The following is a 21,433-nucleotide window of genomic DNA, read 5'->3' as shown; positions in this document are numbered from 1 at the left end:
AGGCTCGCTCACGTCGACGGAATCTCAATGTCGATGTCCTTGCGGAGACCGGCGTCCATACCGTTGTCGGCCCCGCTCTTCGCATGTTCGGATACCTGCAGGTTGGTGTAGGCGATCCCGCGCAGGGGATGCCCCTCGGCCAGTCGCTCCCGGTAGCTGTCGAAGGCGTGCTTCTCGTGTTCGGCCGCCGCCTCGGGGTCGCCCGCCGCGGCCAGGGTGTTGGCGTGGCCGATCTCGGCGGCGAGCGCGAAGGGATGCGCCGGGCCGACGCCGGTGTCGGGGTCGCTCAACGCCCGCCATGCCGCCTCGCCGACCCGGAGGGCCTCCTCCAGCAGGCCGGCGCGACGCGCGTAGACGGCGAGGTTGGCCTCGCAGGCCCGCGTGAACGGATGCGCGTCGCCGAAGATCTGCCGGGCGAGGTCGAGGTTGCGGCGGCCCTGGTCGAGCGCCTCCTCGTACCGGCCGAGAGCGGCGTGGGTGGCCGCGACGCTGACCGCGCAGGACAGGGTCTCCGGGTGCTGCCGACCGTAGCGGAACTCGGCCGCCTGCCAGGTCTTGGTCATGAGCTCCCACGCGGCCTCCGGGTCGTCCCTGAGGCGGAGGGTCACCGCAAGCGCCTGGGCGGCCCGCAACGCCGTGGGGGAATCGCCTCCGGTGCCGGCGCTCAGCCCGTCCAGCGCCCTCTTCAGGGTGCTCTGGGCGTTGCCGTAGTCGCCCAGCTCCCGGTAGTCGATACCGATTCTGACCAGCGAGTGCCAGGTATCGGGAGCCTGCTCGCCGAGGACCCGCACGCGGGTCTCGTGGGTGATGCGATCCAGGTCGATGGCCGCTTCCGTGGCGCCGGTCAGCAGGAACACGAGCGCGAGGTTGTTGGCGGCCCGGAGGGTGTCGGGATGCTCGTCGCCGAGTCGTTCCCTGAACTCGGCCAGCGTCCGGTCGTCCAACCGCCGGGCCTCGGTGAACTTCCCCTCGGCGCGCATGTCGGCGGCTAGGCTGCGCTTGATCTTCAGGCCGAGCAGACGGTTCGACCGCAGCGCCTCCGCGTGCAGTTCGGCGGCCCGGTCGTCCCACTTCCTGGCCTGCTGGTACTCGCCGAGCCCGCGCAGCGCGTTGGCGAGCTGGACGAGCAGTTCCAGCCGGTACCGGTCGCTCTCGCCGAAGTCCTTCGTCCAGCGGTCCCGCAGCCGTTCGGCGAGGTCGACCGCGACCCGCAGGTCGTTGTTCAGGTAGAGGTACCTGACCTGGTCGACGGCCCAGGCGCGGACGGGACGGGGCGCGTCGGCCGTGTCGCCGAGTTCGCAGGCCACCACATGGCGCTGCAGCTCCTCGTGCCGCCGCTCCCGGACGGGACCGGTCGCGTCCTCGCCCGGCATGAACGCGGCCAGCACGAGCTGCGCCGAGGCCCTGGCCTCGGCCCGCTCGGCGTCCGACATCCCGGCGCGGAGGGTTCGCAGGGTGTGCTGGTGGACGCAGAGCCGGTCGAGCTGCTGGTCGACCCGGGCGAGCGAGAACCGTTTGATCATCTGCACGACCTCGTCGACGGTGAGGTCCTCGCCCACGTTCGGATCGCGCTGGCTGATCTCCTCCCGCATCGCGGCGGAGCGGATCAGCTCCATGGCCACGCCGTCGGACGACAGGTACGTGCAGACCCGCAGCAACCACACCGCCCCCGCCAGCTCACGCGCCAACCGCTCCAGTGCCAGCTCGGCGGTGCGCTCGGCGGTCGTCTCCCCCTCCGCGCCCGGGATGGCGTCTAGCGCCTTGAGGTACTGGTCGACCAGCGCGTCCGGGGAGTGTTCGAGAACCAGCCCGTCCTTGTCCCGCGCGTTGGCCAGCCTTTCGGCGACCCAGCCGCCCGCCTTGTCGACGGAGTGCGGGTGGTCCCCGAGCCGTTCGGCGACCCGCTCGACCCGGCCCCCGGTGACGAGGCCGCGCCCGACGCGCTCCAGGAAGAGTTCGATGCTTTCGGCGCGGTCGAACTGCTCGACCCGGATGTGGACGTGCTCGGCCGCCCAGCCCGGATTCTGGGAGGTCACGAGGAGGTCCCCGGGTCCACCTGCGGGGAACAGATCGGCCAGCTCGGTCGGATCGTCGGCCGCGTCGTAGATCAGCAGCCATGGGCCGTGGTCGCCCTCGCTCAGCGCGTCCAGCGCCACCGCGACGGCGTCGTGCGCCGTGGCGTCCGCGTCGATCTTCAGGCGGGGAAGCAGCCGCGCCAGCTCGGCCCGCGCCTGGCGCACCTCCTTCGCGCCGATCCACCAGATCAGGTCGTAGTCACAGGCGAACCGGGCGGCGTACTCCGCCGCGATGCTGGACTTGCCGATGCCGCTGGGGCCGGTCAGCACGACGGGTCGCCCGCTGCCCCGGCCGTCGCGAAGCTTCACGCGCAGGTCGGCCAGGACGTCGGTGCGCCCGACGAAGACCCGCTGCGGCGCGCTGACCTTGCGGACCCGGGGGACCCGCCTCGGGAACCGCGGCATCGCCGGAAGCCGCTCGGCGACCGGCACGACCTGCTCCAGGAAGCTGAAGTACCTGAGCAGGTAACGGCGGACGCCGTCCTCGTCGTCGCCGTGCGGCACCAGGTCGATGTTGACGGCCGAGCGCAGCACCTCGCTCGTCGGACCCTCGCTGACCCGGATGCCGACCAGCCGGTGGCCGACGCCGCCGGTCGAATGCTGGTCCGCGATCAGCGCGATGGCCGTTTCGAGTTCCGGGGCCTTCTGCAGGCGCGGCGACAGCAGCAGGACGCTGGTGTCGACCGGGGCGTCGCCCGGCCCGATCCGGACCTTCACTCCGGCGCGCGTCAGGACCGCCGCGATCCACTCGGCCCAGGGGGCGTCCGCCCCGCAGGAGACGATCTCCAGGTCGAAGCCGACGTTCGTGGGCTGGGAGGTCATCAGCCGCCACAGCTTGAGCCGGTCCGCCTCGGGCAGCGGCTTCAACCTGATGGAGTCGTCCTCGGTGATGGCCTGCGTCAGCGCCTCGAACGCCTTCAGCGTCGTCCCCTCCTCGTAGGGGCTCTCGGCGATGGCGGAGATGACGGGCAGGCTCGCGAGGACGGGCGAGACGGGCACCGTGACCCTGCCCCAGTAACGCTCCCGCGCGTTCTCGTCGGGTTCGTCCAGCAGCTTCCGGTAGAGGTTGTGGGCGAGGCGTTTGACGTCGTGGGTGGACGTGCGGTCGTCGCCCATCGGCACCGGCAGCACCCGGACGGTGCCCTTGCCGGACCCTTCCGTACGGCTCCGCAGGTCGTGGGCCAGCCCGGCCCCGTCGCCGATCGTCTCGGGGAAACCGAGCCGGAAGCAGGCCACCAGCACGTCGGCGAGATGGACCACGCACAGGCGCGCGAGGGTCGCCCGGCCCGGAAGGTTGTCGATCAGGACGTAGTCGTATCCGCTGTCGCGCAGTCGGGCGCGCAGCGCGGTGAGGAAATGGTGGCCGTGCCTGCTCTCGGCGAAGTCGTCCCAGGCGAACCGCTCGGCCTCGGGCCAGTAGGTCCTGGTGTCCCGCTTGCCGGAACCGAGGTGGGAGAGTTTTCCGGTCAGGCCGGTGTCGATGCCGGCGGTGGGCCAGCCGAGCGTGACGATGTGATGATCGCGGACACCGTGGTCGCGCCAGAGCGCGTCGAGGTCCGGGGCGAGGCTGTGCCGGCCCTGTTCCGCGTGGGCCCGCTGGTAGTCGCGCAGGACGTCCAGCAGGCCCTCCTGCCGGCCGGGAACGTCCTCGTGCGCGAACAACTTCGCGAGGTACTGGTCCACGACGGGCAACTGATCCCCGATGGCGCCATCGACGATCAGGACATCCTTACCGGCATTGGACAAAATCCATGCCACGTTCGCCAGCGCGAAGGAACATCCGATTCCCGCCTGGCTTCCATGGAAGCCGACGATCTTCGCCGGGGGCTTCGTCGCGCGCGGCTCTTTCTTATCTGACGTCACCTTCGCCCCCGCCCTGGGCCCCAAGTGCACAACGGTTCTGAAAAGCTGGTGATAGGCATCATATATCCAGGCAGCGTCGCTGTTCACCTGCAACGGTCATCCCGGTAAACGGTCGGGTTGCGCCCGATTTCGGCCATCCAAAACAGATCACTCTCTGGCCACAGTCGGCCGACTGTCTACGTTTGCGGCCCGCGATGTGAGGTAATGGTTTGTGTTCACTGTCGCAGGCGATGTCTTGACCTGTTTTCCCGCCGGAAGACGGCCGGTCCCTTACGATGGTCGTGTTGAGTGAACGGCCGCCCCCGGCCCTCCACCCCGGACACTCCAGGCGTGCCCGTTCGTGGACTGCGAGGTGACGTGAAGACTCACTTCCTCACCAGCTACGCCGGAGGCGAGGACCGGGCCTGGGTCCGCCGTTTCCACAATGATCTCGAAAACGAGATTCGCGGTCGGCTCGGCCCGTTCATCGAGGGCATCCTGATCGAACCGGGTGGCGACTCCGTTCCGGCGGCCGCGCGGGCTCCGGCACTGGTGTCGCTCATCTCCCCCACCCACTTTCGCGACCTGCGCTGCGGCCATGAATGGGCGATCTTCACCGAACGGGTGGCGGGCGCCCCACGGGAGCGCGATCGCTGTCTGATCCCCGTCCGCTGGTGGAAGCCGCTGGACGTCGAGACGGAACCGCCCGACGCCGTCCGGCCGATGCCCGGTTTCTGGACGCGGATCGACGCCGAGCCCTACGCCACATGCGGGCTTCTCCACCTCATGCGCACCCGGGAACTCGACGGGGCGGGCGGCTACTACGCGGTCGTGAGCGCGGTCGCGGCCGGCGTCCTGGACGCCGGGCGGGCGGGGCTCGCACCGCTGGACGAGGCCACGGCGGCGACCGTCCGACCGGCCTTCGGAGCGGCCTTCGGATCGCGGGTTCCGGTCACCGCGCAGGCGTCGGCGCCACGGTCGACCGAACCGGACGCGCCCCCGCGCACCGTTGCGATCAACTATGTCGGCGCGGACCAGCCCTGGGCCGACTATCTGCGTCAACTGTTGCAGTCCCACGACTACGAGGTCGAACTGGTGCGTTGGAACGCGGGTCTGGCCGAGCGCCTGAGCGAGGCGGTCGCCAGGGCCCGGCACAGCGCCGAACGCGTCGTCACCGTGCTCTCCCAGAACTTCGTCGCCCCGCACATGGCGGCCCTCGTCCCCGAGGGCAACGTCGACTTCGAGGAGGAGCTGACCGGTTCTCCGGACGAGGGCGCGCCCGTCATTCCGGTCCAGGTCGACAGCGGTCCGCTGCCGGGCGGGCTGAGCGGGCGCGTCATCCGCATGTCCGGGCTCGACGAGACCGTGATCAGGATGTTCCTGGACGCGGTCCGACGGCGTTCCGCCTGACCGGTCCGAAATCTCATGACCCCGCAACTGCCGTCCGTACCGGAGCGTATCCGCGCTCCGGGCGTCCCGCCGCCCGTCTGCAACCGCGGCCCGCGCGACCCGCGCTTCGCCGGCCGCGACGACGCGCTCGAAGAGGTCAGCGAGCTGCTGCGGGACCGGCCCCTGGTGATCACCGACGCGGAGGGGCTGGAGCGGTCGGGCAAGAGCGCGTTCGCGCTGGAGTACTGCCACCGGTTCGGGCAGCGCTACGAGGTGATCTGGTGGTTCGACGCCCGCGCGCCGACCGGCCTGGGCGCCCAGTGGGACTCCCTCCGGCAGAAGACCGGCCCGGCGGTCACGCCGGACCCGTCCTGGCTGACCGTCTACGACGGAGTCGGCACGCCCGGGGAACTGGACGGCCATCTGCCCGGCGGGCGGGGGCACGTGCTGATCACCTGCGCGGACGGATGTGGGGACGCCGACGGCGTCCGCCCGTACCCGCTGGGGCCGCTGAACCCCGCGGAGTCCGTGCTGCTGCTGACGGGGAAGGCCCCCATGCTGAACCCGGCCCAGGCCACCCGGCTCGCCGACGCGCTCGGCCACCGGCCCGCGCTCCTCAGCGAGGTGGGCGATCTGCTGCTGGAGAACCCGGACCTCGACATCGACGCCTGCCTCGCCCTGATCGACATCGGTCGCTCGACGGCCACGCCCGCACCGGGCCTGTTCACACCGGACCCGCCCACACCGGCACCTGCACCCGTTTCGGTGCCGCGACCGCGTTCCCCCGACACCGGTGAACAGGACCCATGCCGGATCGTGAGTTCGTCGCTGCGGGAGCAACTCATCGACGCGCTGCGCGAGGTCGAGGTGCTGACCACCGATTTCGATGAATGGATCAAGAACATCGAAGATCAGGTCGGGGCGATCGACACCTCGGGATCCCATATCCGGGTGAGACTGAGCAAACTCATCCGCCGGAGCCTGCGGCACCCCGACCCCTCGATTATCGACGAAATCCCCGCCGCGCTGCGGATCCTGGCCAATAATGATCCCGCACTCCCCAAAGTGGACGAACTCATCAGCGCCATGAAAGAGATCCAATTCCCTTGACGGCCGGCGACCCCGGAAGGATGCCGATGTCCGATACCCCCTATGCCTTCTTCCTCAGTTACTCGCGCCATGTCGATGAGAACCTGGTCGCCGAGTTCTTCGACGATCTCGATGTGGAGGTGCGGCTGCTGCTCGGTCGTGACCGAAAGAACGTCGGATTCCTTGACCGCGAGGGCGTGTATCCCGGCGACGACTGGAAGACGGTGCTCATCGACCGGGCCCGCACCGCGCGTTCGATGATCGCGTTACTGTCCACCGACTACGGCAAGAGCGGCTGGTGCGGACGGGAATGGGGGATCTTCGCCGAGCGGATCGGCCGCGTGTCCACCGACCCGGACGCCGAGCCCGCCCGGTGCCTGATACCGCTGCGCTGGTCGGCGGACACGGACCAGCCCGAGGTGATCGCCCGCTTGCAGAACGCCCACCGCAGCCTCGGCGACGACCTGCTGATCGACCTCAAACGCGTCGGCGGCAAGCCCTACCTCCAGGCGCTCAAGACGATCGCCGGATGGATCGTCGAGGCCGACCGGGCGGCCCTGCCTCCGCTCGACCGGGCCGAGGCCGTCGCCGTGCGGCCCGCGTTCGGCGACGCGACCTCGTCGGCGTCGCCGCCTCCGCTGCCGCTTCCACCTCGCGGAACGGTCCCGGCGGAGCTGCGGGCGCGTCTCGTCCGGGCGCTGTACATGGTGGAGCCGCTCCGGAACTCGGGGGGAATCCACGACTGGATCAAGGAGATGGAGATCCGGCTCGGGCCGCTCGACATCAGGGACGGATCGTCCATGGTGATGCTGGCCGCGGTGGTGCGGCGCGCGATCCGGCATCCGGACGCGGCCATGCTGGACGAGATGACGGCCACCCTGGAGATCTCGGCGTACAACGATCCCGCGTTGCCACGCGTGACCGAACTCGTCCGGCAGATCAAAGAGCTGCGTCACCCTTGATCATGGCTCGACCGGATTCGGTCATTGGCATGTTCATTTCAAGTCTTCATCGATCACAGACTGGAAACCGGCGATCGCCTCGGCCTGTTCTGTGTCGAGTGACACAAATATCCGGTGCAGTGCGCGCCCCAGGGCGGATTCTTCGAGATCGTCGAGGGCGTGCAAGGGGATGGCGCTGACATCCGGCAACTGATCGGCGCGGTCCACTCCGGTATCGGCCATGGAAACACCTCCAGAGAAGATGTTATTTTGCCGGGAAGGACGGGGCGATGACATCGGCTTAAAGGACGCCCGTTCGGGCCGTACCGGGTCGGCCCCGGAAGACGGCCGTACCGGAAGCCGGGGTGCGCATGAGCGAGGAAGCGGCTTTCATCGAAGCCGGTGCCACCGTGCGCCCGCCGCGGCCGGGCCGCCCGGCGGAGCCGGACGTGGCCGCGCTCCTGGCCGACGGCTGGCGGCCGACCCCGTTCCGGCAGTTCGTCCTCAAGATCGCCAGTCGGTGCGATCTGGCGTGCGACCACTGCTACGTCTACCGGATGAGCGACCAGAGCTGGCGCGGGCGCCCGCACCGGATGGCGCCGATGGTGCTCGCCCGTACGGCAGAGCGCATCGCCGAGCACGTCCGGGAGCACGACCTCCCGTCCGTCGCGCTCATCCTGCACGGCGGCGAACCCCTGCTGGCCGGGACCGGCCTTATCGGAGACACCGTCCGCACGACGCGCGAGGCGGTGCGGAGGGCCGCTGGTTCCGGCCCGGACGGTCGCGACCGGGTCCGTGCCATCGTCCAGACCAACGCCGTCCGGCTGGGCGAGGAGGAACTGCGCCTCTTCGACGCGCTCGACGTGCGGGTCGGGGTGAGCCTCGACGGCACCGCCGCCGCGCACGACCGCCACCGGCGCCGCCCCGACGGGCGAGGCAGTCACGCCGCCGTCCACACCGCGCTCGAACGGCTCACCTCCGACCGGTACCGGCATCTGTTCGCCGGGCTGCTGTGCACGGTCGACCTCCGCAACGACCCGGTGGAGACCTACGAGGCCCTGCTGCGGTACGGCCCACCCGTCGTCGATCTGCTGCTGCCGCACGCGAACTGGTCCGAGCCGCCACCGGGACGGCGGGACGGCTCCACGGCCACGCCCTACGGCGACTGGTTGGCCACGGTGTTCGACCGCTGGTACGACGCGCCAAGACGGGAGACCGGCGTCCGGCTGTTCCAGGAGATCCTGCACCTGCTGCTCGGTGGGGCGTCCACGAGTGAGGCGGTCGGGGTCTCACCGGTCGGCATGGTCGTCGTGGAGACGGATGGGGCGATCGAGCAGTCCGACATCCTGAAGTCCGCGTTTCCCGGTGCGCCGGAGACCGGGGGGCACGTGTTCCGGGATTCCTTCGACTCGGTGCTGCTGTCACCGTTCATGGCGGCCCGACAAATCGGCTTGCGGGCGTTGTGCCAGACATGCCTGTCATGTCCCGTCCGCGATGTGTGCGGTGGCGGCCATTACGCGCACCGCTACCGCGAATCGAACGGCTTCGACAATCCCTCGGTGTTCTGCCCGGACCTTCGCGAACTCATTCTGCACATCCGATCCAGGCTCGCCGCCGACCTGTCCGGAATGGCCGCGAAGTGAGAGCTGACATGGACGTTTTCTACCACCGGCCGCCCGCCCATCTCCTGCGGGAACTGGCCAGGGGTGCGGGGGGAATTCCGGCGACGCGGATGCTGGACGACATCCAGACGAGCCGGCATCTGCTTCTCGTGCGCGCGGTGGCGGAGCAGGCGCGTTCGTCCGGCGACCCGGGGACGGCCGACCGGGTCCGGCACGCCTACCGGATGCTCGCCGATCTGGACGCCGCCCACCCGGAGGAGGCCCGCCGGGTGCTCCGGCATCCGGCGGTCGGCGCATGGGCGGCCCGATCGATCCGGGACGCCCGCCGTGGCGGTTCGGCCGGCGCCTTGGAGCAGCTCGCCACGGTCGCCGCGGCCACGGCGATCCGCGCCGGTCACGACGCGACCGTCACCGTGCCGGTCAGGGGCACGACGGTCATGTTGCCGTCGCTGGGCGCCGCCGTCCTCGACCGGCCCGCCATGTCCGCGACGGTGCGTGTCGCGGACGGTCGCGCGGTGGTCGAGGCCCCCGGTACCCGGGTCGAGGTGCCCGCCGACGCGCGCACCGACGCGCCGGGCTGGCTCGGGCTGCGGCGCGTCTCGGTGTCCTCGGCGGGGCTGTCGCTGGACGTCCTGATCGACGACCTCGACCCGTACCGGCTGCCCGGCGGCGCGCTGCGCGACCGGCTCCCGGGGTCCGAACTGCGGTGCTGGGCCGAAGATCTCTCGGCCGCCTGGCACCATCTGGTCGGCCGCCACCGAGCCGTGGCCGAGGAGGTGAGCGTGGTCGTCCGGGTGGTGACGCCCCTCGCCGACCCCGGCACCGGGCGGACCAGCGCCAGTTCCCGCGCGGCGCACGGCACCATCGGGTTCTCCGCGACCTCCGACGCCCGCGCGCTGGCCCTCGTCCTGGCCCACGAGACACAGCACATCAAGCTGGCCGCGCTGCTCGAGGCGGTCCCGATGATCCGTCCCGGCCATGACCGGCTGTACTACGCTCCGTGGCGGAACGATCCCCGTCCCGTGTACGGGCTGCTTCAGGGCACGTACGCGCACCTCGGCGTCGCCGCGTTCTGGCGGCGCGAGCGCGGGTGGACGCCCGGCGACATGCACGCGCACACCGAGTTCGAACGCTGGCGGGCGGCGGCTCTGTGGGCGTGCGACAGCCTGCTGCGGGGTGACGGCCTGACCCCGGCCGGTGTCGACTTCGTCCATGGCATGGCCGGCACCCTGCGCCGGTGGGCGCGCGAACCGGTGCCCGCCAAGGCGATGCGGTCGGCGTCCCGCAAGGCCGCGCGGCACCGTGCCTGCTGGACGCGGCGCAACGGCCGCCCGCGCGCCGGAGCCGGGGCGGTCAGTCCTGCGCGGGTGGTTCGTTGAGGACGCGGTAGCGGTCGAGGATGCGTTCCAGCTCGCGGCGGTCCCGTTTGGTGGGACGGCCCGCGCCGCGCTCCCGGCGACCGACCGGGATGAGGGCCTCGGGCGGCGGCGGAGGCGGGCTCTTGTCGATGAGGCATTCCTGCGCGGTGGGCGCTCCGACCCGTTTGCGGATGATCCGCTTCACGACGACGATCCGTTCCCGTCCATCATGGCGGAGCCGGACCTCGTCACCGGGCTTCACCGTGGTGGACGGTTTGGCGCGTTCGTCGTTCACGCGGACATGCCCCGCGCGGCAGGCGGTCGTCGCCATCGAACGGGTCTTCAGCAGGCGCACCGACCAGATCCACAGGTCGACCCGCACCGTCCCCTCGTCGCCCATACGTCCATGATGTCACTCGGGGACGGGTGCGCGGTTGGCGGTGATCCAGGCGTCGGCGCGTTCCCACTGCGTGTACAGCCAGTCGGTGCGGGCGTCGCGGCCGTCGGGGACGTCCTCGGCGGGGATCCGCCACCAGCGGGCGCGGACGGGTTCGGTGAGGGGGACACGGCGCCAGACGTCACCGACCGTGGCCATGTGGTCGAGGCCGGTGTGCGCGACGAACACGACGTCGGCGGTCGGGGCGGAGTCGAGCGCGGCGAGGACCCCGCCGGGCCGCGGCGGCATCACGTTCCGCATCGCGGCCGCGCGTTCCGCCTCGTCCCGCCGCTGGAGGCGGGTCAGCCGCCGGATCGCGCGCCGCCGCCGTCGCGGGGTGAAGTTGCCGCCCTCGGGGAAGATGACGAGCGCGTCGCGGGGGCCGAGATCGTCGGCGAGACGGGCGATGTCGTCGACGGCGCCGCCGCCCGGGGTGACGAACGCGTTCGGCAGGCGGTTCGCGGCGATGTCGATGCACGGGTCGAGTTGCAGTTGCGCCTTCATGACGACGCGGGGTCGCCGCCGGTAGTCGGTGAGCAGGTGGTGGACGAGGAGGAGCGCGTCCCCCGGGCCCGCGTGGCGGCTGAGGACGATCAACGGGCGGTCGCCGTCCGGCGCCGTACCGGTCCCGGGTCCGTCGATCACGATGCGCAGGCCGAGCCGCCGTTCCGCGACCGAGTACAGGGCGCCGACATAGCGGCGGATCACGTCGTAGTGCCGGTCGTCGTGGGTGCGGCGCCGGACCCACAGCCGGCCGAGTTCCAGGACGGCGACCGACTCCCGCGTACCCCACGCCAGCGCGAACCAGAGCAGCCGGGCGGCGCGGCGGCGGTCGCGTCCGGCGAGTGTCGCGACCGGCTGGACGACCGGGAACAGCACGACGATCAGCAGGGTCAGGGCGAACAGCAGCGGCGTGAGCAGCACGCGACGGACGATGGGGGGCGGCAGGGGCATGTCACGCTCGTTCCTTGAGGTAGGTCAAGGATGCCTCGTAGGCGCGTTCGATGTGCGCGGCGATGCCCGTGGCGTTCCGGTACCGCATCTGCGCGAGGTCGACGCCCGCCTTCTGCGGACGGGCGCCCGCCGGGAGGACGTGCACGGTGAGGTCGTCCGGGAGGTTCGCCATCTCCTCGAAGAAGCGGTGCCGTCGCGCGATCTCGAACGCGATGAGGCCGACCTCCCAGGGGCGGCGCGGCGGCGGCAGGTCCCGCTCGATGCGTCCGACGTGCAGGACGTAGATGGTGGTGGCGCCGAGCATGACGGCGCGTCCGACCGGGATGCTGTGGACGAGCCCGCCGTCGACGTAGTGCCGGTCGCCGATCGGGACGGGCGGCAGCAGCCCCGGCGCGGCGGACGAGGCCAGCACCGCCGGGATCAGCGGTCCCTCGGTGAACCAGTGCGCCATCGCCGTCTCGATCCCGGCGGCGACGCACTGGAACGGGACGGCCAGTTCCTCGAACGTCCGGACGGGAAGCAGTTCGTCCAGCATCCGGCGGAGCGGTTCGTTCGAGTGCAGGTGGGTGCCGGAGCGGGCGAGCGTCCACAACCGCGCCATGACGTTCGCGCCGAACACGGAGCGGGCGGAGTCGTTCGACCACAGGCCGGTGAGCCGTTCGATCGCCGCGTCCCCGGGCTCCGCGGCGACGAACACGCCGTTCAGCGCGCCGATCGACGTACCGACGACCAGGTCGGGTCTGATGCCGCTCTCCTCCAGAGCCCGCAACATGCCGACCTCGTGCGCGCCGAGGACACCGCCGCCGCCGAGCACGAACGCGACCCGAGGTTCCCGTTCCACGCGTCCGGGCCTCCTCTCACGGGTCTGAGAGAAGCCTCTCCGTCGCGGACGACGATAAACGGACGAGTCCGGCGTCCGTCATAAGGCGGGCGCCCGGCCGGGGCGGCGGGTGAGTTCGGCCCGGCCGGGCGGCGCCGCCATCCGGGATGGCACTTCCGCCGTGGCGCCGTGCGTGGTCGCGCGTCGACCCGGATCCGGTCACCTGGAAGGGCGACCACGCTCCTCGCGACGCTCGGATCCGGACGGACCCCCGGGCCGGGCGTCGTCGCGGGTGACCTCGATGCGCTCCTTGCGGAGTTCGCCGCGAATGGTCTCCTCGTCCTGGACCTGCTCGGTCCGGACCCGGACCCGCTCGACCGGAACGGTCTCCTTGGCGATGACCGGCCGCTCCTCATAGAGGATGATCTCCAGATCGTCCTCGGAGATGGTCACCTCGGGGCTCGGCCTACCGCCCGTGATCGGCTCGCGGTCGATCCTGATCTCCTCGTGGCTGAGGGGGACCGTCCGCTCGACCAGCTCCGTCTCGATCCACTTGTGCACGTGGACGCGTCCCGCCTCGTTCCGCTCGGTGCTGACGCGCATCCGCTCCTCGGACCGGGTCAGTTCGGCCATCGGCTCCGCGCCCTCTCTCGGCGCCTGAGACGGTGTCGCCTGCCCTCGCTTGTTCTTGTCCGGTCGGACGGCCATTCCGGCCGTGCCCGCCATTCCCGCGGTCCCGGCCGCGCCCGCCATGCCCGGCGACTTCTCGCGGGAGCCCTCGGCCGCCCTGCTTTCGGCGGCTTTGCCGTCGGCGGTCTTACTCTCGGACGATTTGCCCTCGGCGCCGGACATGCGGCGGTCCTCGGGATTCCCGCGCGAACCCGCGGTCTCGGTGTCCGTGCTGCGCCCGGCCGGTGGACGGACGCCGTAGTGCCGGTAGAGGTCCACGATCTGGGCGTGCGACAGGTGTTCGTCCGCGTCGACGTTGGGAGCGCCCTTGATGGTCTCCTTGTCGTAGGGGACCTGAAGCATGTCCCCGTTCTTGCGCGTCCCGGCCAGGGGGACGAAGCTCTCCCTCATCCCGAACCAGCCGGTATGTACCGTCACCCATTCCGGGGCCCCGGAGTCGTCGTTGAGGTACACCTGCTTGATCGTGCCGACCTTCGTGCCGTGGGCGTCGGTCACGCTCATGCCCATGAGTTCCCGCACCTGTGTCTGCGTCTCCACGTTGAACACCTCTGCTTCCGTGAACGCACCCGGACGGCGGGGGGTGAGGGGAGGCGGCTGCCCGCCACTCGGTTGCGGTGTATCTCGACCGGGCGCCGGGAACACCGACGCCTTGTTCTGTTGATCCCGAGTTGCCGGATTACTCCCTGCTTTTCCGTGCAGACCATCGATAAACGCGTTTGCCAAATGATGACGACCGGTTGAGGAAAGAATTACACCACCGACCGGCGACACACACCTCGATCATTTCGGCAATACACCCACATCTCCCCCATTCATGAATGGTGCCGCTCGCTCCATGGTGATCATTTTAGAATGCGGCAGTTTCTCTTTCCCCGGCACGCGCAAGACTGCGGAGGGACGTTCCCACACATCGGAGCACTGATATGCACGGAATCTCACGCGCGGCCCGAGCAGGGGTCGTACCGGCCGTGATGACCGCCGCTTTCGCCTGCGCGCTGACGGCCGCGGGCGGAGTCGCCACGGCGGCCGACAACGGCCCCCGGCGTCCGCCCGGCTGGTGCAAGCCCGGCGGCACGCTGTCCATCCGCGCGATGCCACAGAAGATCAGGATCGCCCAGTGCGATCTGCGCGGTCGGACCGTTCGCGGTGCCGACGGGCTCACCGCGGTCGTCCCCACCGACGGAAGTTCCCTGATCGCGCACTCGTTGCGCACCGGCGGGTCCTCCGCCCTGACCGTCCGCTTCAACCGCCGCGCGGGCGAGATCATCCTCTCCATGCGGGGCGCGCATGTGCCCCAGGGCAGGCCGCGCGCGGCACAGGCGCCGCTGAACGCGTGCCAGGACGGGACGTACAGCCTCGAACCCAGCAAATGGGCGACGGGCAGCGCCGTTCCGTGGCGGTACCACCCGGGCACGACCGGGCTGCCGAGTTCCGTCATCGCCGAGGGCGTCGCCAACATGGTGAACGGCAACACCGACTGCACGGGCCGGCGACGGTTCACTCCGCCGCCGAACGTGGACGCGCGCTACCTCGGGCAGTCGGCCACCGGCCCCAACGTCACCAACACCGCCACCTGCGCTCAGCGGGACCGCGTCAACACCTTCGGGTGGCGGTCCATGACCGGCGCGAACGCCAACATCCTCGCGGCGACCTGCATCTGGTACAGCGGATCGCGGACGCTGGAGTCGGACATGGCGCTCCAGCAGCACGGTAAGCGTTGGTGGACCGGCGGGACGTGCCGTCCCGGCGGCTTCTCGGTCGAGGCGGTCGCGACGCACGAGGCGGGGCATGTGTTCGGCCTGGCCCACGTCGCCGGGTCGCGGCACTCCGCCCTGACGATGGCGCCGTCCGTCGCGGCCTGCGACAGCGGGCCCGCCACGCTCGGCCGGGGCGACCACGCCGGGCTGCTCGCCCTGTACGGCGGACGCTGAGCGGCGGCCGGCATCGGGCACCGGGCGCCCAGCGTCCGCGTCCCGTCGAGGTCGGCGCGTACAGCGGTGGTGTCGGGAGTTCAGCGGTCGAGGGTGCCGACGACGACGAGCCGCCACCGGTCCGAGCCCTTCGGGGTGCAGCTGATGAGAGTGACGTACCGGCCGTGCGGGGCGCTGCGCGGCCGGAACGGCACCGGCTCGAGGACGCTTCGGTTCCGCGGGTCGATGACGTGCCTGCTCCGCACCCGGTAGACATAGGACGTGCGGCCGACGCGCAGGACGATCCGGTCGCCGCGCCTCATCCTGTCGAGCTGGTTGAACGGGCGTAGCCAGGTCGTCCGGTGGCCGAGAAGCACCGTGTTGCCTTCTTGCCCCGGACGTGCCGTTCCCGGATAGTGCCCGACGCCGCGCCGCAGCACCGCCTCGCTCACGCCCGTCCTGACCTTGACCTTCAGCCGCATCCGCTTGACCCAGAGATGAGCGATCACCGCGCCGTTCCGCAGTCGCGTCCGGGCTTGCGTCCGGGCGTGCGTCTGAGCTTGCGTCGGGGCGTCGGCGTGGGCGTGCGGCACGGCGGTCACGGTCACGGGCAGGGCGCAGCAGACGGCGACGGCCGCCGCGAGGAGTGACTTGCGATCGAGCATGGTCCACCTCCATCGGAGATTCGGGTTCTGGCGGAAAGGGAAGGGGCGGCACGTCTGCCGCCCCTTCTCCGCGTCATGTCGGCGGCGGATCGTCACCCGCGCCGATGCCGGTTCACCTCAGGACCTGGGTGCCGACCTTGCCGACCTTCGTGGGCTTGATGTCCACGCCGCGCACCCGGGCGGTCCGGTTGAGCGACTCCAGGAAGGTCCGCACGACGGGCAGGCCGTCCGCCTTCCGGTAGTCGGGCGCCGCGCCGATGGCGGCCGGACGCGCCAGCCGCGAGTTCTGCTGCGACCGCATCGTCGACGGCAGCTTCGTGTGCCCGGCGCCGGGGCGGTGCTTGGACGGCTTGTACGGCTTCTTCTTCGGCGGCGTCCGCAGCGTGGGCGGCAGCTTGGGCTGTTCGCTCTTGACCGACGCCCCGCCCTTGCACTTCGCCTCCGCCATGCCGAGGACGGCGACCGCGTTGCCGCACACGTCCACCGGGACGCTGATCGGCGCGTTGATCTGGTTACCGCCGAGGACGGAGAACATCCCCGAGGTCTCCATGTTCGGGTCGCCGGAGGCGAGGCGCTTCACCGAAGCCCCGCCCTTGCACTTGGCCGCCGCGATGCCGAGGACGGCGACCGCGTTGCCGCAGACGTTCACCGGGACGCTGATCGGCGAGTGGATCTGGTTGCCGCCGAGGATGGAGAACATCCCGGAGGTCTTCATGTCACCGCCGCCCCCGCCGGACGCGACGCGGTAGGCGGAGCGCTCCCCGCCGTGGCCGGCCCGGCGGTGGGACGACACGCTCGCGCCGCCCTTGCACTTGGCCTTGCTGATCCCGGCGATCGCGATGGCGTTGCCGCAGACGTTCACCGGGATGCTGATCGGCACGCGCACCTGGTTGCCGCCACCGATGGAGAAGTTCCCGGAGGTCTTCATGTCGCCGCCGTCGCCGTGGCGGGCGTTGTCGGCCCTGGCTCCGCCCGCCGGCTCGGCGATCGCGGCACCGGGCGCTCCGATGCCGCCGGTCTTCGTCGCGGCGACGGCCCCGGGCCCGAAGGCGCTTCCGGCGGCGAGGGCGCCCACGGCCATGAGGGCGATGCGGCCGGTGTTCCTTGTCCACAAGCGCATGATGTTCTTGCTCCTGTCGTGTTCGTCGTTTTCGGTGTGATCGCCGCGCGGCACCCGTCCGGGTGAGGCGCGGTGGGCAACCGGCCGGGCATGGCCGTTGCTCATCGAGGAAAGATCGTGGGAACTGCGAGGACGGGCGGCGCGGAAGATCGCGCGGGCCGTCCGGGAGACGTCCCCGGTCAGGGGACGAGGGTCCTAGTCAGGGACGACGGAAGGGCCACCGGGCGCGGACACGTCCGTCAGCGCCGTGCGGTGGAACGTGTTCGGGTCCAGCGCGGCGGGCACCGTCGGGTACCGGCCGCTGGTCAGGTCGGCGATCGGCGAGAGCTGGTGCCCGCCGCCGGAGCCGCCGCCCCGCTCGTTCTGGCCCTTGGGCAGCGCCGGGCCGTGCTGGTCGCCGGGCTGGTCGCCGGGCTGGTCTTCGTGCCGGTCGCCGCGGCATCCGGCGCAGTCGCCGGGGTTCGTTCTGCCCGCGTCACCGGCGAACGTCCCGGAAAGGGCGGCACCGAGGTCGGCGCGCGCACCCGCGACATCATCCGACGCGGCCTTGCCGGACCCTTGCGTCGACCGTTCGTGCTGCCGGGTCGGCGCCTCGGCCGCCACGGACGGCGCGGGCGCGACATCGTCACGGACGACTCCGCTTACGACACCCACGACGGGCGTGCGCCGCACGTCCGGGAGCCGCACGAGCGGAACCCCCGCCGCGTCGGTCAACTCCTCCAGACCGCGGACGACCTGGTCCTTGCCGTCGAGGACGTCCCGCTGCCGTTCCCGCAGGTACCGCAGCGGCTCGTCCCCGATCTGCTCTACCTGGTCGGAGAGCCGCTGGACGGGACGGTCACCGATCGCCCGGTCCGCCACGCGTTCGGCGGCGGAGAGCGGGCCGGCGGCGCCGACCTGACGGGTCACGGCGGTCGCGGCGGTCGCCGCGTCCTGGTCCGGCGCGTCGTGCTGCGCGGCGTTGGCGGTCCCGTGAAGTGCGGAGAAGGCCACCCACCCGGCGAACGCGAGGCCCGCGAGGGCGGCGAGACGGACGACGAGCCGGACGACGAAACGGGCGGGGCCGGGGGCCGGGGCGCGCGGCGGCCGACCGTCGGGGCGAATCGCCCCGGCACGGATCGGTGCTGGCTCCATTCCCGGTCCACTCCTCTGCCCTGGCCATGCCCCAGGCGGGGCGGTCGGCACGAACGTAGCACCGGGAAACACGCGATCAAGGAGCCATTGTCCGCCCGCCCCGGATGTCTGCGGATCATTTACCGGGGCATGAAGGCGCCTTTAGCGGAGCGCCTGTTTCGCCGGAAATTCACGGTTTTAGTGATCAGCGAGGAAGTCGTGGACATCGAATGTTCACCCGGAGTTCACGAGCCGCATGGCGGACGGTATCGAGTGCGCTACATTCGGTCGACGGGCGGTTGCGACGACCGCCCTCCCGAGGAGCTGCGATGCCCGACCCCGCGTCCCCGATCGCGCGGCTGCGTCCCGCGCGGCGCCGCTGCGCGCCCCGCAGGTTCGCCGAGCGCCCGAAGATCCACTTCATTGTGCTGTCCAGCGTTCCCGCCGGTCAGCGCACTCGTGGGCGGGGCCACCGGACGTTCGCCTGGACGTTGTACTCCCGCTTCCAGTGGGCTCTGGCCACCGCCCGCGCCGAGCGGGAACGCCGCCGGTACCGTCCGTCCTGGGAGTGACGGGCCGGCCGCTCGGCCGTGCCCGCCGGGCCAAACGCGTCCCGCGCACGGTGGAGGAAGAATCTTCACCGCGGTGAGACGTCCGGTTCGAGGACGGTCTCGACCCGCCCCGCGGGCACCCGCACGGCCGGTACCCGGCGGATGATGTGGTGCGCGATCCGGCGTGCCGCGAAGTCGGCGCCGTGCACGAACCGCATCACGGGCCCGAACGTGGCCGCGGCGGCGAGGCCCGCGAAGTAGAGGCCGGACGTCGACGCCTCGAAGTGCCGGCTGAGCACCGGCGCACCACGCCGGCTCCCCATGCCACGACCTCCCGCGTCCCGCGACACCGAGTGGGTGGCGATCCGGGCCCGCAGGTCGGCTGACAGCATCGTGAGGCGTTCGAGGTCCGGGACGTATCCGGTGGCGGCGATGGCGTGTTCCACCTCCGTCGTGAGGCGGCGCCCGGCCTGGTCGATGGTGGTGAGGGCGACTCCGTCGTCCCGTCCGGCCGCCTTCACCACGCAACGACCGGTGGAGACGCGGACACGGTCGTCGAGCCGGTCACGCAGCCACCAGGCGCCCGCGGGCGGGAGCGTCTCCCGGACGATCCGTCGCCGCGTCCGTCCCGGCAGATACCGGACGAGCCCGGGACGTTCCGCCCACAGCCACGTCCGGTACCCGGTCCCGAGCCCCGATCTGGGCCCGCCGCGCAGCAGCTCCAGCGGCGACCGCGACTCCTCGGGCACCGTGTTCCAGTCGAGTTCGGCGCGGCGGGCGATGAGGTGCGGGTACGCGCCCGCGTCGGCGAGCAGCACCGCCGTCTCCAGCGCGGACTGCCCGGCGCCGATCACCGCGACCTCCTTGCCCGCGAACAGGCCGAGTTCCCGGTGGGCGCTGCTGTGCGACACCAGCCAGGACGGCAGCCCGGTCAGCTCGTCGGGAATGTGGGCGAACGGTCCGACACCGACGGCGACCACGACGATCGGCGTCGCGATCGTCTCGCCCGTGGAGAGCGTGACGACATAGCCGTCCCGGCGGGCGCCTTCGATGTTCAGGACCTGCGCGTCCTCGGTGCCGGGGATCACCACGGACGCGAACCATCGCCCGTAGGCCACGAACGTGTCGAGGGGGATCGGCTGGCCGAGCCGCCAGTCGGGGTGCCGGTCGGTGAAGCCCATACCGCGCTGCGGCGCGCCGAGATTGGACGCGAACGGCTCCGACTTCAGGTACATGCCCTCCGGCATGTTCTCCTCCCAGAACCGCATCGGTCGTCCGATGATCCGGACGTGGAGACCGAGGTTCTGAAGGTAGGCGGCGGTGGACAGCCCGTAGGGTCCGGCGCCCGCGATGACGACGTCGCAAGCCGAGTCGCTCATGTTCGTTCCCCCCGTGAAGTGTGGTGTTACGTGGTGCGGAGCCTTCCGACGGCGTGGAGCACGCTCTGCCGTCCCATCGCGAGGAACGGCGGCAGATCGTCACCGGCGTACCAGGCGAACTCGTCGGCCTCGCGCAGCGGGCGGAGGGTCTCGCGCAACGGACGCGCCGTCACGCGCAGGGGGCGGGCCGCGGAGTGCCGGAGGTAGTGGTTCTCCACCAGCAGGTTGCGGCCGGTGGCCGGGCTGACGTCGGGGACACGGCGCCCCGACTGGTCGAGATGGAGGGCGCGGACGAGGTCGAGGCCGTTCCGGTCGGTGAACAGCCGGAACTGCGCCCCGATCCGCGGGTTGAAGTCGAGCAGGTGGTAGCCGCCGTCGGCCGCGTCCCGCCGGAAGTCGAGGTCGACGAGGCCGCGGCAGCCGAGGAGCCGGACGATCCGCACCGCGAGCCGTTCGAGTTCGGGGTTGTCGACCCATTCCCCGGCGACGGTGTGCCCGGCCTGCGGCGGGAACGCGAGATGCTTGCGTCCGGTCCCGCCGAACAGGCAGTCGAGGGACTCGTCGAAATAGCCCTGGAAGAACCAGTCGCCTCCGGCGGGCGGGATGCGTCGTTGCAGGATCAGCGGACCCGCGTCGCCGTCCGGGTCGCGGTCGCGGGTCGCGGCGAACAGCCGGAGCGCCTCGCCGAGCGTCCGCACGACCGTGGTGCTGCGCAGCCCGGGGCGGAGCCGCCAGGGCCGCGCCCACTTGGCGATCATCGGTAGGCCGAGTTCGGCCGCGGCCTCCTCCACCTCGTGGGCGGACGCGGGCGTCACGCTTCGCGGGCACTGGACGCCGTACCGGGCGCACGCCGCCACCAGCATCGACTTGTCGGCGACGCGGCGCGGGACCTCCGGGTCCTGGTGCGGGACGACGAAACGCGGCGTCAACGCGTCCGCGTGCTCGGCGATGAAGATCGCTCCGGCATCGTCCATCGGTACGAGCAGCGCCGGGCCGCCGACCCGTTCGCCGATCATCCGCAGATGGCTCAGCAGCGCGGCGGGACGTGCGGCGGGCGGCGCCCATGGATGCCCGCGGTGCAGGTAGCGGGACCGGGACGAGGGGTTCGCGCGCCCTTCCAGGATGGCGTGCACCGGCACTCCGGCACGTCCGAGGCTCCGGATCACCCCGAGCGTCCCGTGGTGGAAGACGTTGCGGTCGGTGCGCAGCAACAGGACGGGAAGGCCGGGGTCGAGCCGCGTCGTGGACGGAACGTGCGTGTCGAGGAACATGCGTTCAGCGGTTCCGTTCCGACGGATGATGACGTGGCACGGCGACCTTCCTTGTCAGTGAATTCTGTCGTCGTCCGGCAGTGCCGAAATATGCGCCGAGGACGCCCTAGGACTCACGATACAAGTCAGCGCCGCGATTATCCATTCACACAGACGTCCTTTTCCAAATCGAGAAAAAGGCGTGGACATCAAAAGCGTCGACCACGTC

At 71.1% G+C, this 21,433-nt stretch carries 19 protein-coding genes; 8 read left to right on the top strand and 11 right to left on the bottom strand.

Features of this window, described 5'->3' with window-relative positions; translation table 11 throughout:
• Positions 1–8 precede the first annotated feature (8 nt).
• Positions 9–3,737 carry an FxSxx-COOH system tetratricopeptide repeat protein gene (gene fxsT / locus BZB76_RS06440; RefSeq protein ID WP_147449348.1) on the bottom strand — a complete coding sequence of 1,243 codons (3,729 nt, stop codon included), beginning with the start codon at positions 3,735–3,737 and terminating at the stop codon, positions 9–11.
• Between fxsT and BZB76_RS34155 the strand changes: the two genes are divergently transcribed.
• The 4 genes from BZB76_RS34155 (at position 3,726) to BZB76_RS06425 (ending at position 7,357) form a co-directional block, all read left to right on the top strand.
• Positions 3,726–3,932 (top strand): hypothetical protein, encoded by a 207-nt coding sequence (locus BZB76_RS34155; RefSeq protein WP_147449347.1) that lies wholly within the window; start codon positions 3,726–3,728, stop codon positions 3,930–3,932. The two genes, fxsT and BZB76_RS34155, sit on opposite strands and share 12 nt — an antisense overlap.
• Before the next feature lie 363 nt (positions 3,933–4,295).
• A complete protein-coding gene (locus tag BZB76_RS06435; RefSeq protein WP_121433306.1) occupies positions 4,296–5,327 on the top strand; it encodes a toll/interleukin-1 receptor domain-containing protein in 1,032 nt (343 codons plus the stop codon).
• A gap of 15 nt (positions 5,328–5,342) precedes the next feature.
• Positions 5,343–6,416, top strand: coding sequence for a hypothetical protein (locus BZB76_RS06430; RefSeq protein WP_121433305.1), 1,074 nt, complete (start codon positions 5,343–5,345; stop codon positions 6,414–6,416).
• 26 nt (positions 6,417–6,442) lie between these two features.
• Entirely contained in the window at positions 6,443–7,357 is a 915-nt protein-coding gene (locus BZB76_RS06425; RefSeq protein ID WP_170180526.1) for a toll/interleukin-1 receptor domain-containing protein, read from the top strand.
• A gap of 33 nt (positions 7,358–7,390) precedes the next feature.
• Here the strand turns inward: BZB76_RS06425 and fxsA are convergent, their stop codons facing one another.
• Entirely contained in the window at positions 7,391–7,579 is a 189-nt protein-coding gene (gene fxsA / locus BZB76_RS06420) for an FxSxx-COOH cyclophane-containing RiPP peptide (protein ID WP_170180525.1), read from the bottom strand.
• A 128-nt stretch (positions 7,580–7,707) separates the two neighbouring features.
• Between fxsA and BZB76_RS06415 the strand changes: the two genes are divergently transcribed.
• Together BZB76_RS06415 and BZB76_RS06410 are read left to right on the top strand one after the other, a co-directional pair.
• Positions 7,708–8,979 carry an FxsB family cyclophane-forming radical SAM/SPASM peptide maturase gene (locus BZB76_RS06415; protein ID WP_121433302.1) on the top strand — a complete coding sequence of 424 codons (1,272 nt, stop codon included), beginning with the start codon at positions 7,708–7,710 and terminating at the stop codon, positions 8,977–8,979.
• 8 nt (positions 8,980–8,987) lie between these two features.
• Positions 8,988–10,337 (top strand): HEXXH motif domain-containing protein, encoded by a 1,350-nt coding sequence (locus BZB76_RS06410; protein ID WP_121433301.1) that lies wholly within the window; start codon positions 8,988–8,990, stop codon positions 10,335–10,337.
• Here the strand turns inward: BZB76_RS06410 and BZB76_RS06405 are convergent.
• The 4 genes from BZB76_RS06405 to BZB76_RS06390 form a co-directional block, all read right to left on the bottom strand.
• Complete coding sequence (locus tag BZB76_RS06405) at positions 10,312–10,716, bottom strand: RNA-binding S4 domain-containing protein (protein WP_121433300.1); 405 nt, start codon at positions 10,714–10,716, stop codon at positions 10,312–10,314. The two genes, BZB76_RS06410 and BZB76_RS06405, sit on opposite strands and share 26 nt — an antisense overlap.
• Positions 10,717–10,728: 12 nt before the next feature.
• Positions 10,729–11,706 carry a 1-acyl-sn-glycerol-3-phosphate acyltransferase gene (locus tag BZB76_RS06400; protein ID WP_121433299.1) on the bottom strand — a complete coding sequence of 326 codons (978 nt, stop codon included), beginning with the start codon at positions 11,704–11,706 and terminating at the stop codon, positions 10,729–10,731.
• 1 nt (position 11,707) lies between these two features.
• A complete protein-coding gene (locus tag BZB76_RS06395; RefSeq protein WP_246006775.1) occupies positions 11,708–12,547 on the bottom strand; it encodes a patatin-like phospholipase family protein in 840 nt (279 codons plus the stop codon).
• Positions 12,548–12,745: 198 nt separating this feature from the next.
• Entirely contained in the window at positions 12,746–13,753 is a 1,008-nt protein-coding gene (locus BZB76_RS06390; protein ID WP_147449346.1) for a PRC and DUF2382 domain-containing protein, read from the bottom strand.
• Positions 13,754–14,187: 434 nt separating this feature from the next.
• Here BZB76_RS06390 and BZB76_RS06385 point away from each other — a divergent pair, with 434 nt between their 5' ends.
• The gene (locus tag BZB76_RS06385; RefSeq protein ID WP_211342848.1) at positions 14,188–15,147 is read left to right on the top strand and encodes a matrixin family metalloprotease; all 960 of its coding nucleotides are present in this window, start codon (positions 14,188–14,190) and stop codon (positions 15,145–15,147) included.
• 80 nt (positions 15,148–15,227) lie between these two features.
• Here the strand turns inward: BZB76_RS06385 and BZB76_RS06380 are convergent, their stop codons facing one another.
• From BZB76_RS06380 to BZB76_RS06370, 3 genes are all read right to left on the bottom strand, one after another.
• Positions 15,228–15,791: a class E sortase gene (locus BZB76_RS06380; protein ID WP_121433296.1), complete on the bottom strand. Its 564-nt coding sequence runs from the start codon at positions 15,789–15,791 to the stop codon at positions 15,228–15,230.
• Between the two features lie 112 nt (positions 15,792–15,903).
• Positions 15,904–16,911: a chaplin family protein gene (locus BZB76_RS06375; protein WP_170180524.1), complete on the bottom strand. Its 1,008-nt coding sequence runs from the start codon at positions 16,909–16,911 to the stop codon at positions 15,904–15,906.
• Positions 16,912–17,106: 195 nt separating this feature from the next.
• Positions 17,107–18,045, bottom strand: a complete 939-nt coding sequence (locus BZB76_RS06370; protein WP_121433294.1) for a hypothetical protein — start codon at positions 18,043–18,045, stop codon at positions 17,107–17,109.
• 308 nt (positions 18,046–18,353) lie between these two features.
• Here BZB76_RS06370 and BZB76_RS06365 point away from each other — a divergent pair, with 308 nt between their 5' ends.
• Positions 18,354–18,596, top strand: coding sequence for a hypothetical protein (locus BZB76_RS06365; RefSeq protein WP_121433293.1), 243 nt, complete (start codon positions 18,354–18,356; stop codon positions 18,594–18,596).
• Positions 18,597–18,661: 65 nt separating this feature from the next.
• Here BZB76_RS06365 and BZB76_RS06360 read toward each other — a convergent pair whose 3' ends face one another.
• Together BZB76_RS06360 and BZB76_RS06355 are read right to left on the bottom strand one after the other, a co-directional pair.
• A complete protein-coding gene (locus BZB76_RS06360) occupies positions 18,662–19,954 on the bottom strand; it encodes an NAD(P)-binding domain-containing protein (RefSeq protein WP_121433292.1) in 1,293 nt (430 codons plus the stop codon).
• A gap of 26 nt (positions 19,955–19,980) precedes the next feature.
• On the bottom strand, positions 19,981–21,225 hold the full coding sequence (locus BZB76_RS06355; RefSeq protein WP_121433291.1) for a carboxylate--amine ligase: 1,245 nt from the start codon (positions 21,223–21,225) through the stop codon (positions 19,981–19,983).
• Positions 21,226–21,433 lie beyond the last annotated feature (208 nt).

It is taken from the genome of Actinomadura pelletieri DSM 43383, assembly GCF_003634705.1.
In the GTDB taxonomy this organism is placed as follows: domain Bacteria; phylum Actinomycetota; class Actinomycetes; order Streptosporangiales; family Streptosporangiaceae; genus Spirillospora; species Spirillospora pelletieri.
Note: the sequence above shows the minus strand (reverse complement) of the source record. Positions and strands in the feature narration are given on the sequence as shown.

Bases quoted from the DNA above. Each gene is read 5' to 3' on its own strand.
- fxsA (WP_170180525.1), bottom strand. From the start codon at position 7,579: ATGGCCGATACCGGAGTGGACCGCGCCGATCAGTTGCCGGATGTCAGC.
- BZB76_RS06405 (WP_121433300.1), bottom strand. From the start codon at position 10,716: ATGGGCGACGAGGGGACGGTGCGGGTCGACCTGTGGATCTGGTCGGTG.
- BZB76_RS06410 (WP_121433301.1), top strand. From the start codon at position 8,988: ATGGACGTTTTCTACCACCGGCCGCCCGCCCATCTCCTGCGGGAACTG.
- BZB76_RS06425 (WP_170180526.1), top strand. From the start codon at position 6,443: ATGTCCGATACCCCCTATGCCTTCTTCCTCAGTTACTCGCGCCATGTC.
- BZB76_RS06415 (WP_121433302.1), top strand. From the start codon at position 7,708: ATGAGCGAGGAAGCGGCTTTCATCGAAGCCGGTGCCACCGTGCGCCCG.
- BZB76_RS06400 (WP_121433299.1), bottom strand. From the start codon at position 11,706: ATGCCCCTGCCGCCCCCCATCGTCCGTCGCGTGCTGCTCACGCCGCTG.
- BZB76_RS06370 (WP_121433294.1), bottom strand. From the start codon at position 18,045: ATGGAGCCAGCACCGATCCGTGCCGGGGCGATTCGCCCCGACGGTCGG.
- BZB76_RS06380 (WP_121433296.1), bottom strand. From the start codon at position 15,791: ATGCTCGATCGCAAGTCACTCCTCGCGGCGGCCGTCGCCGTCTGCTGC.
- BZB76_RS06360 (WP_121433292.1), bottom strand. From the start codon at position 19,954: ATGAGCGACTCGGCTTGCGACGTCGTCATCGCGGGCGCCGGACCCTAC.
- BZB76_RS06355 (WP_121433291.1), bottom strand. From the start codon at position 21,225: ATGTTCCTCGACACGCACGTTCCGTCCACGACGCGGCTCGACCCCGGC.
- BZB76_RS06430 (WP_121433305.1), top strand. From the start codon at position 5,343: ATGACCCCGCAACTGCCGTCCGTACCGGAGCGTATCCGCGCTCCGGGC.
- BZB76_RS06375 (WP_170180524.1), bottom strand. From the start codon at position 16,911: ATGCGCTTGTGGACAAGGAACACCGGCCGCATCGCCCTCATGGCCGTG.
- BZB76_RS06365 (WP_121433293.1), top strand. From the start codon at position 18,354: ATGCCCGACCCCGCGTCCCCGATCGCGCGGCTGCGTCCCGCGCGGCGC.
- BZB76_RS06385 (WP_211342848.1), top strand. From the start codon at position 14,188: ATGACCGCCGCTTTCGCCTGCGCGCTGACGGCCGCGGGCGGAGTCGCC.